General features: G+C 74.0%; 13 protein-coding genes and 1 pseudogene. 7 read left to right on the top strand and 7 right to left on the bottom strand.

All coding sequences use genetic code 11. The features are described 5' to 3' along the window. Positions 1 to 89: 89 nt before the first annotated feature. A complete protein-coding gene (locus tag DC008_RS10575) occupies positions 90 to 872 on the top strand; it encodes a sulfite exporter TauE/SafE family protein (RefSeq protein ID WP_055620828.1) in 783 nt (260 codons plus the stop codon). A gap of 15 nt (positions 873 to 887) precedes the next feature. Here DC008_RS10575 and DC008_RS10570 read toward each other — a convergent pair. The 4 genes and pseudogenes from DC008_RS10570 to DC008_RS10555 form a co-directional block, all read right to left on the bottom strand. Further along, a pseudogene (locus DC008_RS10570) lies at positions 888 to 1516 on the bottom strand (class F sortase). 144 nt (positions 1517 to 1660) lie between these two features. After that, on the bottom strand, positions 1661 to 2179 hold the full coding sequence (locus tag DC008_RS10565) for a hypothetical protein (RefSeq protein ID WP_108706753.1): 519 nt from the start codon (positions 2177 to 2179) through the stop codon (positions 1661 to 1663). 267 nt (positions 2180 to 2446) lie between these two features. Further along, positions 2447 to 3373, bottom strand: coding sequence for an aminoglycoside phosphotransferase family protein (locus DC008_RS10560; RefSeq protein WP_108706752.1), 927 nt, complete (start codon positions 3371 to 3373; stop codon positions 2447 to 2449). Between the two features lie 111 nt (positions 3374 to 3484). After that, positions 3485 to 5131 (bottom strand): M4 family metallopeptidase, encoded by a 1647-nt coding sequence (locus DC008_RS10555; protein ID WP_108706751.1) that lies wholly within the window; start codon positions 5129 to 5131, stop codon positions 3485 to 3487. 101 nt (positions 5132 to 5232) lie between these two features. Here DC008_RS10555 and DC008_RS10550 point away from each other — a divergent pair, with 101 nt between their 5' ends. Next, complete coding sequence (locus tag DC008_RS10550; protein ID WP_108706750.1) at positions 5233 to 5703, top strand: gamma-glutamylcyclotransferase family protein; 471 nt, start codon at positions 5233 to 5235, stop codon at positions 5701 to 5703. Here DC008_RS10550 and DC008_RS10545 read toward each other — a convergent pair. Continuing rightward, positions 5663 to 7828 carry a molybdopterin oxidoreductase family protein gene (locus tag DC008_RS10545; RefSeq protein WP_108710638.1) on the bottom strand — a complete coding sequence of 722 codons (2166 nt, stop codon included), beginning with the start codon at positions 7826 to 7828 and terminating at the stop codon, positions 5663 to 5665. The two genes, DC008_RS10550 and DC008_RS10545, sit on opposite strands and share 41 nt — an antisense overlap. Before the next feature lie 103 nt (positions 7829 to 7931). Next, positions 7932 to 8609: a SanA/YdcF family protein gene (locus tag DC008_RS10540; RefSeq protein WP_108706749.1), complete on the bottom strand. Its 678-nt coding sequence runs from the start codon at positions 8607 to 8609 to the stop codon at positions 7932 to 7934. A 223-nt stretch (positions 8610 to 8832) separates the two neighbouring features. Between DC008_RS10540 and DC008_RS10535 the strand changes: the two genes are divergently transcribed. The 4 genes from DC008_RS10535 (at position 8833) to dnaG (ending at position 14319) form a co-directional block, all read left to right on the top strand. Further along, the gene (locus tag DC008_RS10535; RefSeq protein WP_108706748.1) at positions 8833 to 9702 is read left to right on the top strand and encodes a sirohydrochlorin chelatase; all 870 of its coding nucleotides are present in this window, start codon (positions 8833 to 8835) and stop codon (positions 9700 to 9702) included. A 46-nt stretch (positions 9703 to 9748) separates the two neighbouring features. Next, positions 9749 to 11002: a deoxyguanosinetriphosphate triphosphohydrolase gene (locus DC008_RS10530; protein ID WP_108706747.1), complete on the top strand. Its 1254-nt coding sequence runs from the start codon at positions 9749 to 9751 to the stop codon at positions 11000 to 11002. Positions 11003 to 11119: 117 nt separating this feature from the next. Next, positions 11120 to 12385 (top strand): NAD(P)/FAD-dependent oxidoreductase, encoded by a 1266-nt coding sequence (locus DC008_RS10525; protein ID WP_108706746.1) that lies wholly within the window; start codon positions 11120 to 11122, stop codon positions 12383 to 12385. A gap of 29 nt (positions 12386 to 12414) precedes the next feature. Next, entirely contained in the window at positions 12415 to 14319 is a 1905-nt protein-coding gene (dnaG, locus tag DC008_RS10520) for a DNA primase (RefSeq protein ID WP_108706745.1), read from the top strand. Here the strand turns inward: dnaG and DC008_RS10515 are convergent. Next, a complete protein-coding gene (locus tag DC008_RS10515; protein ID WP_425276566.1) occupies positions 14290 to 14991 on the bottom strand; it encodes a hypothetical protein in 702 nt (233 codons plus the stop codon). The genes dnaG and DC008_RS10515 overlap by 30 nt on opposite strands. A gap of 102 nt (positions 14992 to 15093) precedes the next feature. Here DC008_RS10515 and DC008_RS10510 point away from each other — a divergent pair, with 102 nt between their 5' ends. Continuing rightward, positions 15094 to 16386, top strand: coding sequence for an RNA polymerase sigma factor (locus DC008_RS10510; RefSeq protein WP_108706744.1), 1293 nt, complete (start codon positions 15094 to 15096; stop codon positions 16384 to 16386). Positions 16387 to 16400 lie beyond the last annotated feature (14 nt).

The raw sequence follows: 16400 nt of genomic DNA, 5'->3' as shown, positions 1-16400 counted from the left end.
TTGTGAGGGGGACGGGGCGGGGCGCTCGAAGCTCAGAAGTCCCTCATGTGCGTGGACTGTGCACACATCGGCTGTCTAGGGTCTCGACCATGCCCGACATATCGCTGACCATGGTCGCCGTCCTGTGCCTCGCGGCCCTCGCGGCCGGATGGATCGACGCCGTGGTCGGCGGTGGGGGTCTCCTGCTGCTGCCCGCCCTGCTGCTCGGCCTGCCCGCGAGCACCCCGGCCGCGTACGCGCTCGGCACCAACAAGGCGGTGGCGATCGTCGGCACGACGGGCGCCGCCGTCACCTACGTCCGCAAGGCCCCCGTCGACGTACGGCTCGCCGTCCGCATCGGTCTCGCGGCGCTCGCCGGCTCCAGCGGCGGCGCCTTCTTCGCGGCCGGGATGTCCACCGAGGTCCTCAAGCCCGTGATCATGGTGGTGCTGCTGGCGGTCGGCGCCTTCGTCATCCTGCGCCCCGCGTTCGGCACGGCCCCGGCGCCGGGCCCGGTGTCGCCGCGCCGCGTCCTCGCCGCGATCGGCCTCGCGGGCCTCGGCATCGGCTTCTACGACGGCCTCATCGGCCCCGGCACCGGCACGTTCCTGGTGCTGGCGCTCACCGCCGTGCTGCACCTCGACCTCGTCACGGCGTCCGCCACCGCCAAGATCGTCAACTGCTGCACCAACGCCGGGGCGCTGGCGACCTTCGCCTGGCAGGGCACGGTCCTGTGGCAGCTGGCCGCCGTGATGGCCGTGTTCAACCTGGCGGGCGGCACGCTGGGGGCGCGCACCGCCCTGAAGAAGGGCAGCGGCTTCGTCCGGGTCGTGCTGCTGACGGTGGTCTTCGCGCTGGTGGCGAAGCTGGCGTACGAGCAGTGGCTCGCCTGACCCGCCGGAAGGTTCTCAGCGGCTGCCCGTGAGATGGGCGAAGACGACCACGTTGCCCCGGTAGCCGGTCGCCCGGGAGTAGCCGCCGCCGCAGGTGATCACCCGGAGCTCGGGGCGGGCCGCCGGGCCGTACACCTTCTCGTCCGGGAAGTCCTTCGCGTCGTACACCTCGACGGCGTCCACGGTGAACACGGCCGTGCCGCCGTCGCGGCGGTCCACCTCGATGGTGCCGCCCTTGCGCAGGGCGCCGAGCCGGTAGAAGACGGCCGGCCCGTCGGCGTTGTCGACATGGCCCGCGACGATCGCGGTGCCCTTCTCACCGGGCGTCGTCCCCGACTCGTACCAGCCGGCGAGGCCCGGGCGCTCGGGCGGCGGGACGTCGAGGCTGCCCGAGGACGTCAGCCCCAGACCGGTCAGCGGCGCGTCGACACGGATGGCGGGGATGCGGATGCGGTCGGGCGGGGAAGGGGGAGGGCCCGTGCCGCGGTGCCCGCGGCCCGCGCCCCGGCGCCCGGCCCGTCCGGGAGGGCGGCCTGCGCCGCCGACGGCTGCGGCGGGGCGTCCTCGGCGGAGCCGTCGGCCAGCAGCAGCACGGCACAGCCGAGGGCCAGCACACTGACCGCGGCTATCGCGGCGTCGCCCATCCTGCGGTCACTGCGCACCTGTGCCACCTGTACCTCCTGAGACTCTCCTCATCCGCCCTCGTCCCCCTCCGGGCCGCGAGGGGCGTCGGACCCGGAGGGGGAGGGGACGTGCGGTACCGGCGGACGGACAGCGGAGGGTGTCCGTCAGATCCCGTCGCCTCTCGCCCGGCGATGCAGGAGCCAGGTACCGCCCGCGGCGGCGACGGCGAGAGCCGTCACACCGGCCGCGGTCTGTACGGGGTCGCGGCCGAACGCGCCGCCGACCCCCGTCTTCACACTGCCGCGCGGATGCGTCTGCCCGCGCGGCGCGGTCAGCGTCACCTCGAGGTCGCCGGTGACCTTCCGGCCGCCCTCCGCGCAGGTCGCGACGATCTCGTACGTCCCCGGCTGCGCGCTCGGCGGCACGCGGAACCGGCCGGCCGCCTGCTCGTCGTGCGTGCTGGGCGACAGCGTGAACGTTCCGGCGCCGACCGCGCTGGCGTCACCGGCGGCGGCGCCCCGCGGGCAGAACTCCGTGTGCACGGTGACCTCCCCGCCCGGCTCGACCGAGGACGGGAACACCTCGAGGCCGCCGCTGTCACCGCCGTACGCGGGACCGACGAGAAGCCCCACGGAACCGGCGGCCAGCGCGGCCCCGGTCAGCAGACGGGCGGTACGTCGCATCGATGCTCCTCCGAGTGGGAGCACGGCCCGCGGCATCCCCATGTGCCGCCGTCTCGGCCGAGTCCCTGCCCTTCCGAGGAAAGTCGCAGCGGCGCGCGGGCGCTTGTCGAGAGCGGTCCGGGGGAGGGGTGGACGGGTGCCGCACGACCCGCCCGTGAGCCCGGCACGGACGCCGTTTCAGCAGGTCACCGGGGCAGCGGCGGAATCACCGGAAGCGATTCGGTTGTCCGGGGGGACACGCGTGTGAACGGGTGACGCGGGCCGGCGTCACCGGTCGGCCAGCACCTCGGCCACCGTCCGCCGGGCCACGGCCGCCAGCACCGGGTTGGTGCCGTTGCCGCAGACCTCGCCGTAGTAGTGCTCGGCGGTCAGCCCGAAGCGCAGGGCCCAGCCCCGGCCCCGTTCCCAGGTGGCGTCGTCCGCGCCGGCCGCCGCGCGGAAGACCTCGCGGGTCCCGGCGTCGAGGACGGCCCAGGCCGGCAGGAGGTCGGCGGCCGGGTCGCCGGTGCCGAAGCAGCCGAAGTCGATGACGGCGGTGAGCCGTCCGGAGGAGGTCAGCAGATTGCCCGGCAGGAGGTCGCCGTGCAGCCAGACGGGGGCGCCGCCCCAGTCGGGGACCCGGAGCACGTCCTCCCAGACCCCGGTCGCCGCCCGCGCGTCCAGCGCGCCCGCCGCCCCCAGGTCACGGATCGCGGCCCGTACGTCCGCGTCGCCCGCGCGGACCGGGCCGCCCCGGTACGACGGCGGGCCCCCGGCGGCGTCCACCGAGCGCAGCGCGGCCACGAAACGCCCCAGCTCCCGGGCTGCCGCGGTGAGATCGGCGGGCGGGGCGTCGAAGGCGTCGGTGCCGTCCAGCCAGGCGTACACCCCCCACGGCAGCCCGTACCCGGCGCCCGGCTCGCCCAGCGCGAGCGGCGCCGGAACCGTGAGCGGGAGGTGCGGGGCCAGCCGGGGCAGCCAGTGGTGCTCCGTGCCGATCTGCCGCGCCCCACCGGGCAGCCGGGGCAGCCGTACGACGAGGTCGGGGCCGAGGCGGAACATCGCGTTGTCCGTCCCGGCGGACGTCACGCGCCGCACCCCGAGCCCCGCCCAGCGCGGGAACTGCCCGGCGACCAGCCGCTCCACCAGGCCCTCGTCGACGTCCAGTTCGTCGGCGTGCATACGGACCGGCGGCGACTCGGGGCGGGACGGCATACGGCTCCTCGGGGCACGCGGACGGACGGGACGCGCCGCCAAGGTACGGGTGCACACAGCGGCGCGGCCAGCCGTTTTCGCACCGGCCGGCCGCGCTCATCTCCCATGCGGTCAGGCCACGTTCACGGCCTTCCAGGCGGCGGCCACCGCCGCGTACTCCGCGCCGCCGGTCCCGTACAGGTCCTTCGCCGCGTTCAGCGTGGCCGTGCGGGCGCCCGCGTAGGTCGTGGAGGACGTCATGTAGACCGTCAGCGCCCGGTACCAGATCTTGCCGAGCTTGGCCCGGCCGATCCCGGTGACCGTGGAGCCGTCGCAGGTGGGGGAGTCGTACCGGACGCCGTTGACGGTCTTGGCGCCGCTGCCCTCGGCCAGCAGATACGCGAAGTGGTTGCCGACCCCGGAGGAGTAGTGGACGTCGAGCTGTCCCGTGGAGGAGTCCCAGCAGTCCGCCGACTGCCCGTCCCGCGAGGGCTTGTCCATGTAGCGCAGAGCGTCCCGGCCGAGCCCGGAGCGCACGACCCGCTCGCCGATCAGATAGTCGCCCGGCTCGGAGGAGTTGTCCGCGTGGAACTCGACCAGTGTGCCGAAGATGTCGGAGGTCGCCTCGTTCAGCCCGCCCGACTCGCCCGAGTAGGTCAGGGCCGCCGTCTTGGACGTCACGCCGTGCGACATCTCGTGCCCGGCGACGTCCAGCGAGACCAGCGGGCCGAGCTGGGTGCCGTCACCGTCGCCGTAGGTCATGCAGAAGCAACTGTCGTCCCAGAAGGCGTTGTTGTACTTGTTGCCGTAGTGCACGCGGTTGAACGAGCCCTTGCCGTCACCCGCGATGCCGTTGCGGCCGTGCACGTCCCGGTAGTAGTCCCAGGTGACGTCCGTGCCGTACTGCGCGTCCACCGCGACCGTCGAGCGGTCGCCCGTGGTGCCGTCGCCCCAGTGGTCGTCGGCGTCGGTGAACACCGTGGCCGGGGCGCGGTTCAGACAGACCGTCAGAATGCACAGGTCCGTCTTGTTCGCGGCGTCGCCGGTGTACGTGTTCCCGCGCGTCGGGTCCTTCAGCCGGTACGCCGGCTGGGAGCCCGAGGTGGTGAGCGGGACCGTGCCCGAGTACAGCGACCTGCCGTCGCCGTTCGCGGTCTCGATGCCGTCCCACGCGTCGATCCGGGCGCCGGTGCGGGCGTCGGTGAGCACCGTGCGGGCGACCGGGTTGCCGAGGGAGTCCTGGGCGACGGCGTCGGTCCGCCAGGCCAGCTTCGGCGTCCCGTGCAGGGCGTCGACGACCAGCTCCGGCCGGGCGGTCAGCCGGCGCAGTGTCTGCCCGGCGTTGGCGGCGCGCAGCACGCCCGCCGCGAGGTCGGCGGCCTTCGGTGCGGCGATCCGGGGGGTGACGCCGGTCAGGGAGAGGGCCTCGCGGGTGGCGCGGGAGGCGCCCCGGTAGGTGCCGTCCTTCGCCAGGTGGACGACGAAGTCGCCGCCGAGGACGGGCAGTCCGCGGTAGGTGCGGTCGTAGCGGACGTGCTGGGTGCCGTCGGTGTCGACGACCACGTCCCGCACGGTCGTGTCCTGCCGGGGCGTGAGGCCCAGGGCGTCCGGGAGGTCCGCGAGGACCGCCGCCGCGTTCTTCCGCGCGGTGGCCCGGGTGGGCGTCTCCACCGCGCCGGCGGTGGGGGACAGGGCGGTGGCCATCAGGGCGGCGACGGCGACGGCGACACCCGCCGCGGCCGGACGGGGACCCTTGAAGTACAGCCGTATTCGGCTCATCGCTCTCCTTGATCTCGGCGGTGACCAAGATTCAAGAGGGCGTGCACATGCCATGGCCAGGGTGAGGTCGTGGAGGTGTGTGAGGGGTCAGAATCGGTTCCGTGACCCCTTCTCCCCGACTGCCGTTCTTCGTCTACGGCACCCTGCGCCCCGGCGAGCCCCACCACGACACGCTGCTGCGCGGCCGCACCCTCGCCGAGGAACCGGGACGCCTGCGCGGAGCACTCCTGTACGACGGCCCCGGCTACCCGTACGCCGTGGAGGAGCCCGGCGCCGGCACCGTCGAGGGCGACCTCGTCACCGTCCGGCCCGACGACTATCCCGACCTGCTCGCCGCGCTCGACCGGCTGGAGGAGTACCGCCCGGGCGACCCGCGCAACCTCTACGAGCGGGTCGCCCGCGAGGTGCGGCGCACCGGCGACGGCACAGTGGTCCGGGCCTGGGTGTACGTCGCCGCGCCCGCCGTCGCCGCCCGGCTGCGCGCCCACGGCACACCGCTGGCGAGCGGTGACTGGAAGGCGCGCCGAGTCTCTAGCGGTCGACCGTCTCCAGGCGCACCGCGCACGTCTTGAACTCCGGCATCCGGGACGTCGGGTCGAGCGCCGGGTTGGTCAGGGTGTTGGCGCGGCCCTCGCCCGGCCAGTGGAACGGCATGAACACCGTGTCGGGGCGGATGGTGGTGGTGACCCGGGCCGGTGCCACCGCCCGGCCCCGGCGCGAGACCACGGCCACCGGTTCGCCCTCGGCCACCCCGAGCCGTGCCGCCAGCCGCGGATGCAGCTCCACGAACGGCCCCGGCGCCGCGCTGTTCAGCTCCTCGACCCGCCGGGTCTGCGCACCCGACTGGTACTGGGCCACGACCCGGCCCGTCGTCAGCAGCACCGGGTACTCCTCGTCGGGCTCCTCGGCCGCCGCCCGGTGCGCGACCGGCACGAACCGGGCCCGCCCGTCGGGCGTCGCGAACCGGTCCAGGAACAGCCGGGGCGTGCCCGGGTGCGGGACGGCCCCCGACTCGTCGCCGGCGGCGTCGTCCTCCCGGGCCGGGTCGTCCACGTGCTCGGTCACACCGTCGCCGTCCGGCGGTGCGGGGCACGGCCAGAAGACGCCGTTCTCCTCCGCCAGCCGCTCGTAGGTGATCCCCGAGTAGTCGGCCGGACCGCCCGCGCTCGCCCGGCGCAGCTCCGCGAAGACCTCCTCCGCGTCCACGGGGAAGCCCTTCTCCAGGCCCTCGTCCGCGCCGAGCCGCGCCGCGAGCTCGTGCAGCACCTCCAGGTCGCTGCGCACCCCCGGCGGCGGGTCGATCGCCCGGCGGCGCAGCAGGACCCGGCCCTCCAGATTCGTCGTCGTCCCCGTCTCCTCCGCCCACTGCGTCACCGGCAGCACCACGTCCGCGAGTTCGGCCGTCTCCGACAGCACGACGTCGCACACGGCGAGGAAGTCCAGCGACCTGATCCGCTCCTCGACATGGGCGGCGCGCGGCGCCGACACCACCGGGTTGGACCCCATGAGCAGCAGCGACTTGATGTCGCCGCCGAGCGCGTCCAGCAGCTCGTACGCGCTGCGGCCGGGCCCTGGGAGCCGGTCCGGGTCCACGCCCCACACCCCGGCGACGTACTCGCGGGCCGCCGGGTCGTCCAGCTTGCGGTAGCCGGGCAACTGGTCGGCCTTCTGGCCGTGTTCGCGCCCGCCCTGCCCGTTGCCCTGCCCGGTCAGACAGCCGTAGCCGGACAGTGGCCGGCCCGCCCGGCCCGTCGCCAGGCACAGGTTGATCCAGGCGCCCACCGTATCGGTGCCCTTGGACTGCTGCTCGGGCCCGCGCGCGGTCAGCACCATGGCGTGCTCCGGCGCGCAGAACATCCGGACCGCCTCGCGCAGTTCGGGAACGGACACCCCCGTGATCCGCTCCACGTACTCCGGCCAGTGCGCCATCGCGGCGGCCCGCGCCTCCTCCCAGCCGGCCGTGCGCGAGCTCACGTACTCCTCGTCGACCCGGCCCTCGGCGACGACCAGGTGCAGCAGCCCGAGGGCCAGCGCGAGATCGGTGCCGGGGCGCGGCGCGAGATGCAGGTCGGCCTGCTCGGCGGTCCGGGTGCGGCGCGGGTCGACGACGATCAGGGTGCCGCCGTTGTCGCGCAGCTCCTGGAAGAACCGCAGCGACGGCGGCATGGTCTCCGCGAGGTTGGAGCCGACGAGGATCACACAGCCGGTCCGCGGGATGTCCTCCAGCGGGAACGGCAGCCCCCGGTCCAGGCCGAACGCCCTGATCCCGGCGGCGGCCGCCGACGACATGCAGAACCGGCCGTTGTAGTCGATCTGCGAGGTGCCGAGCACGATCCGCGCGAACTTGCCGAGGCTGTACGCCTTCTCGTTGGTCAGCCCGCCGCCGCCGAAGACCGCGCACGCGTCCGGGCCGTGCTCGGCGCGGGTGCGGGCGAGCCCCTCGGTGATCCGGTCCAGCGCCTCCGGCCAGCTCGCCTCCACCAGCGCGTCGCCCGACCGCACCAGCGGCGTGGTCAGCCGGACCCCGGAGGCCAGCACCGCGGGCGCCGTACGGCCCTTGCCGCACAGCGCGCCCCGGTTGACCGGGAAGTCCGGGCGCTCGACCACCGCGACGCCCCCGTCCTGCGTGGGCGTGAGGTTCATACCGCACTGCAGGGCGCAGTACGGGCAGTGCGTGGGCGTCGCGATGTTCGGCATGCCGTTCAGCGTGCGTCGCACGTGTTACATACGCGCAGGCTCCCCGGTTACACGAGCGGCACGGCGACCTCCCCGCGCGCCGGGTGCCACCGTGAGGCCCCGGTCACCTGGCCTGCGCCAGCGCGTCCGCGACCCCGGTCTCGCGGCGCCCGAGGAAGCGGGGGTCCGGTTCGACGACCGCGTCCAGCGCCGCCTTGCCCGCCGCGAACAGCTCCCGCACCCCGCCGTAGTAATAGGTGACGTCGTGCCGGGCGGCCACGCCGACGCCGTACGAGGTCACCCCGGCCTCCTGGCAGAGCGCCACCGCCCGCCGGATGTGGAAGTCCTGGCTGATCAGCACCGCCTCGTCGACCCCGAAGATCCGCTTGGCCCGGACACAGGAGTCCCAGGTGTCGAAGCCCGCGTAGTCGCTGACGATCCGGGCGTCGGGCACCCCGTGCCGGACCAGGTACGCCCGCATCGCGTCGGGCTCGTCGTAGTCCTCGCGGCTGTTGTCCCCGGTGACCAGGACGACCTCGATCCGTCCCGCCCGGTACAGCTCGGCCGCCGCGTCCAGACGGTGCGCGAGATACGGGGAGGGCTCGCCGTCCCACAGCCCCGCCCCGAAGACGACGGCGACATCGGTGCGCGGCACGTCCGCCGCGGTGCGCAGCCGGCCGTCCGTGGCCAGCCGCGTCCAGGTCGCCGGCAGCAGGGCCAGGACACTCACCGCCGTCACGGCCTGCACCAGCCGTCGGCGCCCGGCACGGGTGCGCGGCAGGCGCGGCCTCCGCAGACGCATCCGCCGGCCCCCTCCCCGGGCGGCTCCCCGTGAGCCCCCGCCTCAAGGGACGCCCCCGCAGCGGGCACGGTTCACCCGCCCCGGCGTGACCGGCCTCACGCCGGTCGACGGAACCGCAGGTCAAGCCGCCTCACACCGGCCCGGGGCCGGACCGTGAACCGGTCGTAAGAACCCGTCATTCCCGTGAAACGGGACAGCAACCTCGCCCCGCCACCATCGGTCCATGACGGCGTCGAACCCCGTGCACGACCAGTCCCCGACGGCCCCCCTCGACAGTACGGCGCACCTCATGAACCGGATCAGCAGCCAGCTCGCCCGCCAGCTCAGCCTCGTCGGCCCCGACGGCAGGCGCCGCCCCGAGCCCCCCGCGCTCGTCGTCGTCGCCCACGGCAGCCGCGACCCGCGCGCCCTGCAGACGGTGACCGCGCTGCTCGACGAGGTCCGGGCGCTGCGCCCGGGACTGCCGGTCCACCTCGGGCACATCGAGCTGAACGAGCCCCTGCTCGCCGACACCCTCGCCGCGCTCGGCGACCGCGAGACGGTCCTGGTGCCGCTGCTCCTCGGCCGCGGCTACCACATCAAACGGGACATCCCCGAGACGGTTGCCGCGTCCCGGGTCCGCGCCCGGTTCGCCGGAGCGCTCGGCCCGCACCCGCTGCTCGCGGAGGCCCTGCACGCCCGCCTGACCGAGGCCGGCTGGCACGCCCCCGAGGACGAGGCCACCCGCCGCGGGACCGCCGTCGTCCTCGCCGCGGCCGGCTCCCGAGACCCCGAGTCGAAGCTGGACACCTCCCGCACGGCCCGCCTCCTCGCGGCCCGCCTCGGCGTCCCCGTCGTCCCGGCCTACGCCACGACCGCGTCCCCGTCCGTCCCCGACGCCCTCGCGGCGCTCGCCGCGCGAGGCCGCACCCGGGTCGCGGTGGCGTCGTACTTCACGGCCCCCGGCCGCTTCGCGACCCAGTGCGCCGAGGACGCCCCCTGGATCGCCTCGGCCCCCCTGGGCACCCATCCGGCCGTGGCCCGCCTCCTCCTCCACCGCTACGACCACGCGACCCCCTCGACGGCACCGACACGGGAACTGGCCACCGCCTGACCCGCCGACGGCGCCCACCCCGCTCCTCTGGTCGTACTGTCGACGCATGTACTACGACGAGTCGGCAGTCGAACGGTGGGCCCCGGAACCCGACAAGCGCCCCGGGCGCACGGCCTTTCAACGGGACCGCGCCCGTGTGCTGCACTCGGCCGCGCTGCGCAGGCTCGCCGGCAAGACACAGGTGGTGACCCCCGGCACCCACGCCAACGCCTGGGACCCCAGCCCCCGTACCCGCCTCACCCACTCCCTGGAGTGCGCCCAGGTCGGCCGGGAACTCGGCGAGGCCCTGGGGTGCGACCCCGATCTGGTGGAGGCCGCCTGCCTCTCCCACGACCTCGGCCATCCCCCCTTCGGGCACAACGGCGAGGTCGCCCTCAACGAGTTCGCCGAGGACTGCGGCGGTTTCGAGGGCAACGCCCAGTCCCTGCGGCTGCTCACCCGGATCGAGCCCAAGCGGTTCACCCCGGAGGGCTCCGTCGGCCTCAACCTCACCCGGGCCACCCTCGACGCCGCCACCAAGTACCCGTGGCCCCGCGGCGGCCACCCCACCGACCCGCACTCGCGGAAGTTCGGCGTCTACGAGGACGACCGGCCCGTCTTCGACTGGATCCGCAAGGACGCCCCCGGCACCCGCACCACCTTCGAGGCCCAGGTCATGGACTGGGCCGACGACGTGGCGTACTCCGTGCACGACGTCGAGGACGGACTGCACGCCGGTCACATCGACCCCAACTATCTGCACGCCGAGCCGGAGAGGCAGGCCGTCTTCGCCGTCGCCGTCGGCCGCTACGTCCCCGCGGACACCGACCCGGAGGAGCTGGCCGCCGCCCTCGACCGGCTCCAGGACGAACCCTGGTGGCCGCACGGCTACGACGGCTCGGCCGTCGCGCAGGCCCGCCTCAAGGACGCCACCAGCCAGCTCATCGGCCGCTTCTGCCTGGCCGCCGAGGGCGCGACGCGTGCCGCGTACGGCGGCGGACGGCTCACCCGGTACGCCGCCGAACTCGTCGTGCCCAGGGCGGCCCGGATGGAGTGCGCGGTCCTCAAGGCCGTCGCCGACCGGTACGTCATGCAGCGCGCCGAGCAGGAGCGGCTGCGCGCCGACCAGCGGGTCGTCGTCGCCGAACTGGCGGAGGCGCTCACCGCCCGCGCCCCCGACGGACTGGACCCGCAGTTCCGCGCCCTGTTCGACGCGGCGGGCGACGACCGGGCCCGCAAGCGCGTCGTCGTCGACCAGATCGCCAATCTGACGGACGCCTCGGCGCGCGCCCTGCACGCCCGGCTCGCCGGGCGGACCTGACCCCCCGCCCGGGCACCCGAAAGTGACCCTGCGTGGCCTGATCGGGTCACCCCCCCCTTCCCGCATCACGCTGCGTGCGGGACGCTCGTGGGGCGGCACCTTACGAGGAGGCATGAAGTGGTCGACGCGGATCAGACATTCGTCATCGTCGGAGGCGGCCTGGCCGGCGCCAAGGCGGCCGAGACACTCCGCGCGGAGGGCTTCACCGGGCGGGTGATACTGATCTGCGACGAGCGCGACCACCCCTACGAGCGGCCCCCGCTGTCCAAGGGGTACGTCCTCGGCAAGGAGGAGCGCGACACCGTCTTCGTGCACGAGCCCGCCTGGTACGCGCGCAACGACATCGAGCTGCACCTCGGCCAGACCGTCGACGCCATCGACCGTACGGCGAAGACGGTCCGGTTCGGCGAGGACGGCACCGTCGTCCACTACGACAAGCTGCTCCTCGCGACCGGCGCCGAGCCCCGCCGCCTGGACATCCCCGGCACCGACCTGGCCGGCGTGCACCATCTGCGGCGGCTCGCCCACGCCGAGCGCCTCAAGGGCGTCCTGACCTCCCTCGGCCGGGACAACGGCCACCTGGTGATCGCCGGCGCCGGCTGGATCGGCCTGGAGATCGCGGCGGCGGCCCGCGAGTACGGCGCCGAGGTCACCGTGATCGAGCACGGCCCGACCCCGCTGCACGGCGTGCTCGGCCCCGAGCTCGGCGCGCTCTTCGCCGAGCTGCACCGCGAGCACGGGGTGCGGTTCCACTTCGGGCGGCGGCTCACCGAGATCGTCGGGCAGGACGGCATGGTGCTGGCCGCCCGCACCGACGACGGCGAGGAGCACCCGGCGCACGACGTCCTCGCGGCCATCGGCGCCGCCCCGCGCACCGCCCTCGCGGAGGCCGCCGGCCTGGAGATCGCCGACGCCGCGCACGGCAGGGGCGTCGTGGTCGACGAGCGGCTGCGCACCTCCGACCCCGACATCTACGCCGCCGGGGACGTGGCCTCCTTCCCGCACGCCCTGTTCGACACCCGGCTGCGGGTGGAGCACTGGGCGAACGCGCTCAACGGCGGCCCGGCCGCGGCCCGCGCCATGCTCGGGCGGGACGTCGTCTACGACCGTGTGCCCTACTTCTTCTCCGACCAGTACGACCTGGGGATGGAGTACAGCGGATGGGCGCCCGCCGGGTCGTACGACGAGGTCGTGATCCGCGGGGACGCCGGGAAGCGCGAGTTCATCGCGTTCTGGGTCAAGGCCGGACGGGTGCTCGCCGGGATGAACGTCAACGTGTGGGACGTGACCGAACCGATCCAGAAACTGATCCGCTCCAGGGCCCGGGTGGACACCGATAACCTGGCGAACCCCCACATTCCACTCGAAGACCTCATCCCTTGAGTGTCCGACCGGCCCCGTAGAATTCACGCGTGGCAGGACGGATCAACGACGACGACGTGAAGGCGGTACGGGACGCGGTCCCGATCGACGCCGTCGTCTCCGAGTACCTCCAGCTGCGCAACGCCGGCGGCGGGAATCTGAAGGGGCTGTGCCCCTTCCACGACGAGAAGTCGCCGTCCTTCCAGGTCAGCCCCAGCAAGGGTCTCTTCCACTGCTTCGGCTGCCAGGAGGGCGGCGACACCATCACCTTCGTGATGAAGGTGGACCACCTCTCCTTCTCCGAGGCCGTCGAGCGCCTCGCCGCCCAGGCCGGCATCACCCTGCGCTACGAGGAGGGCGGCTACAACCCCTCCCACCAGCGCGGCGAGCGCATCCGTCTGGTCGAGGCCCACAAGATCGCCGCCGACTGGTACATGGAGCAGCTGGCGACCAGTCCGGAGGCCGACACCGGCCGCCAGTTCCTCGCCGAGCGCGGCTTCGACCAGGCCGCCGCCCAGCGCTTCTCCGTCGGCTACAGCCCGCAGGGCTGGGACCACCTCACCCGCTTCCTGCGCGGCAAGGGCTTCACCGACAAGGAGATCATCCTCTCCGGCCTGGCCCAGGAGGGCCGCCGCGGCCCCATCGACCGCTTCCGGGGCCGCCTGATGTGGCCGATCCGCGACATCGGCGGCGACGTCGTCGGCTTCGGCGCCCGCAAGCTCTACGAGGCGGACAACGGCCCGAAGTACCTCAACACCCCCGACACGGCGATCTACCGCAAGTCCCAGGTCCTGTACGGCATCGACCTCGCCAAGAAGGACATCGCCAAGGCGTCCCGCGCGGTCGTCGTCGAGGGCTACACCGACGTCATGGCCTGCCACCTCGCCGGGGTCACCACGGCCATCGCGACCTGCGGCACCGCCTTCGGCGGCGACCACATCAAGATCCTGCGCCGGCTCCTGATGGACAACGGCTCGGCCCGCGTGATCTTCACCTTCGACGGCGACGCCGCCGGCCAGAAGGCCGCCCTGCGCGCCTTCGAGGACGACCAGAAGTTCGCCGCCGAGACGTACATCGCGATCGCCCCCGACGGCATGGACCCCTGCGAGCTGCGCCTCGCCAAGGGCGACGACGCCGTTGCCGACCTGGTCGAACCGCGCACCCCGCTCTTCGAGTTCGCGCTGCGCCAGATCGTCGTCCGCTACGACCTCGACACCCCGGCGGGCCGCGCCGCCGCCCTGGACGAGGCCGCCCCGATCGTCGCCCGCATCAAGAACAGCGGCGCGCAGCACGAGGTCGCCGTCCAGCTCGCCGGCATGCTCGGCATCCTCGACACGCAGTTCGTGGTCAAGCGGGTCGCCCAGCTCGCCCGCTGGGCCCGCGACCGGGGCGGCCGCGGCCCTGCCCCCTCCTCCCGGGGCCGGCAGCAGCCGTACGACGCCGCGCCCCGGCCCCGCGCCACCGGCCCGGCCCTCACCCTGCGCAATCCCGTCTACGCCACCGAGCGCGAGCTGCTCAAGCTGGCCCTCCAGCGCCCCGAGCTGGTCTCCCCGGCGTTCGACGCGTACGGCGTCGACGAGTTCACCGCCGCCCCCTACGCCGCCGTCCGCCAGGCGATCATGGACGCGGGCGGCGCGGAGTACGGCATCCAGGACCCGCAGGAGTATCTGGTCCGCGTCCGTGACGCCGCCCCCGACGACCAGGTCCGGGCGATGGTCACCGAGCTCGCCGTCGAGGCGATCATGCGCAGGACCGTCGACGAGAACTATGCGGGCGAACAGCTCGTGACCGTCCGCCGCCGCGCCGTCGAGCGCCGCGTCCGCGACATCCAGAGCCAGCTGACCCGCCTCGGCGCGGGCGGCGACCCGGCCCAGCTCGCCGCCGTGCAGAACGAGCTGTGGGTCCTCCAGCAGTACGACCAGGCCCTACGCACCCACGGCGCCACCGCCCTCTGACCGCCCGGCGAAGGCGGGCGCCACCGCCCGCTTCAGCCGCTCCACGAACGCCCGCTCGTCGTCCGCATACTGCCGATACTCGGTCACGAACTCCCGCTCCACGTCCACCACATCGAGCCCCGCCAGCTCGGCCGGCAGCCGCTCCAGCTCCCGACGGGCGCCCGTGGCGTCCACCCCGCGGCACCGCTGCGTCACGAACCGCTCGTGCCGGGCGCCGACGGTCCGCCGCGCGTTCCACGACAGATGCGCGCCGTACGGCACCACCCGGGCGGTCAGCGCCCCGAGATCCGTGCCCGCGGGCAGCCGCAGCTTCACATGGTGCTCGAAGTACTGCCCACCGCCGCACGGTCCGGCCGGCACCTCCGGCGCCCAGGGCGCCGACTCGACCTTGACGCGCACCGGGACGAACCCACCCGCCCGCAGCCGGGCCGCGCCCTCCTCCGCGCTCGCCTGCGCCGCGGCCCGTGAGGGCGCGCCGGTCAGCGTGAGCATCGGCTGCGACGGCGTACGGTCGCGCGCCAGTTCGATGACGGTGAGCTTCAGACCCTCCGCGGCGGCCCAGCGACGCAGCCGCCCGGTCTCCGCCGCGTCGGCGCAGCGCACCGTCACATGGGTTTCGTACAAAGATCCGGACACCGTCGCATGGTGTCGGAGCCCGCTCAGTACGGGCATCAGGGTTTCGCGCGGCCATATCCACGTGGTCACGAGTCGAACGCAAAAAGTCACCGCACGCCCCTCGTGGCGGTGATGTGTCGTACCCCACACTGGGGGGCGGTGCCTGAGTCCTCGGAGCGCGGCCGGTCCGTCCCCCACGGATCCCACACCCCCGCGGTTCCGCTCATCGCGTACGGGACGGACAGCGGCGAGGCCGCCGACTCCGCCCTCGAAGCAGCGCTGCCGTACGCCTCGGCAGCGATCACCCTGGAGGTCGCCCCCGTGCAGACCCAGACCCTCGTCGAGAACGACACCCGTACGGACGGCGCGGCGCCGGACGCGGACGACGGCGTGCTCGCCGCGGTCCCCCCGCAGAGCCGCGTCGCGCACCACCCGGAGAGCGAGCCGCAGGGCCCACCCGACCCGCCCGCGGAGGCGCTCGACGACGCCACCGAGCCGGTCGAGGCACCGCTCCCGGCCCGGGTCCGCCCCGACACCAGCGGACCCACCTCCGACCTGTTCCGCCAGTACCTGCGGGAGATCGGCCGTATCCCGCTGCTCACCGCGGCCGAGGAGGTCGAGCTCGCCCGGCGCGTCGAGGCCGGCCTGTTCGCCGAGGAGAAGCTCGCCCGCACACCCGACCTGGAGAGCCGGCTCGCCCAGGACCTGGACCGGCTGGTCGTCATGGGCCGGATGGCCAAGCGGCGGCTCATCGAGGCCAATCTGCGGCTCGTCGTGTCCGTCGCCAAACGGTACGTCGGACGCGGCCTGACCATGCTCGACCTCGTGCAGGAGGGCAACCTCGGACTCATCCGCGCCGTCGAGAAGTTCGACTACGCCCGCGGCTACAAGTTCTCCACCTACGCCACGTGGTGGATACGGCAGGCCATGTCCCGGGCCCTCGCCGACCAGGCCCGCACCATCCGGGTGCCCGTACACGTGGTCGAGCTGATCAACCGGGTCGTCCGCGTCCAGCGGCGCATGCTCCAGGAACGCGGCTACGAACCCACCCCGGAGGAGGTCGCCGCCCATCTCGACCTGCCGCCCGAGCGGGTCAGCGAGGTGCTGCGCCTCGCGCAGGAGCCCGTCTCGCTGCACGCCCCGGTCGGAGAGGAGGAGGACGTCGCCCTCGGCGACCTCATCGAGGACGGCGACGCCACCTCGCCGGTGGAGTCGGCGGCGTTCCTGCTGCTGCGCGAGCACCTGGAGGCGGTGCTGTCGACGCTGGGCGAGCGCGAACGCAAGGTCGTGCAGCTGCGGTACGGGCTCGCCGACGGGCGCCCGCGCACCCTGGAGGAGATAGGCCGCATCTTCGGCGTGACCCGGGAACGCATCCGCCAGATCGAGTCCAAGACCCTCAACAAGCTCCGCGACCACGCGTTCGCGGACCAGCTGAGGGGCTATCTGGACTGAGAAGGGGCCGTCCC

It is taken from the genome of Streptomyces nigra (assembly GCF_003074055.1).
Taxonomy (GTDB): Bacteria; Actinomycetota; Actinomycetes; order Streptomycetales; family Streptomycetaceae; genus Streptomyces; species Streptomyces nigra.
The sequence above is the reverse complement of the archived record's forward strand: the minus strand, read 5'-3'. Positions and strand labels throughout refer to the sequence as shown.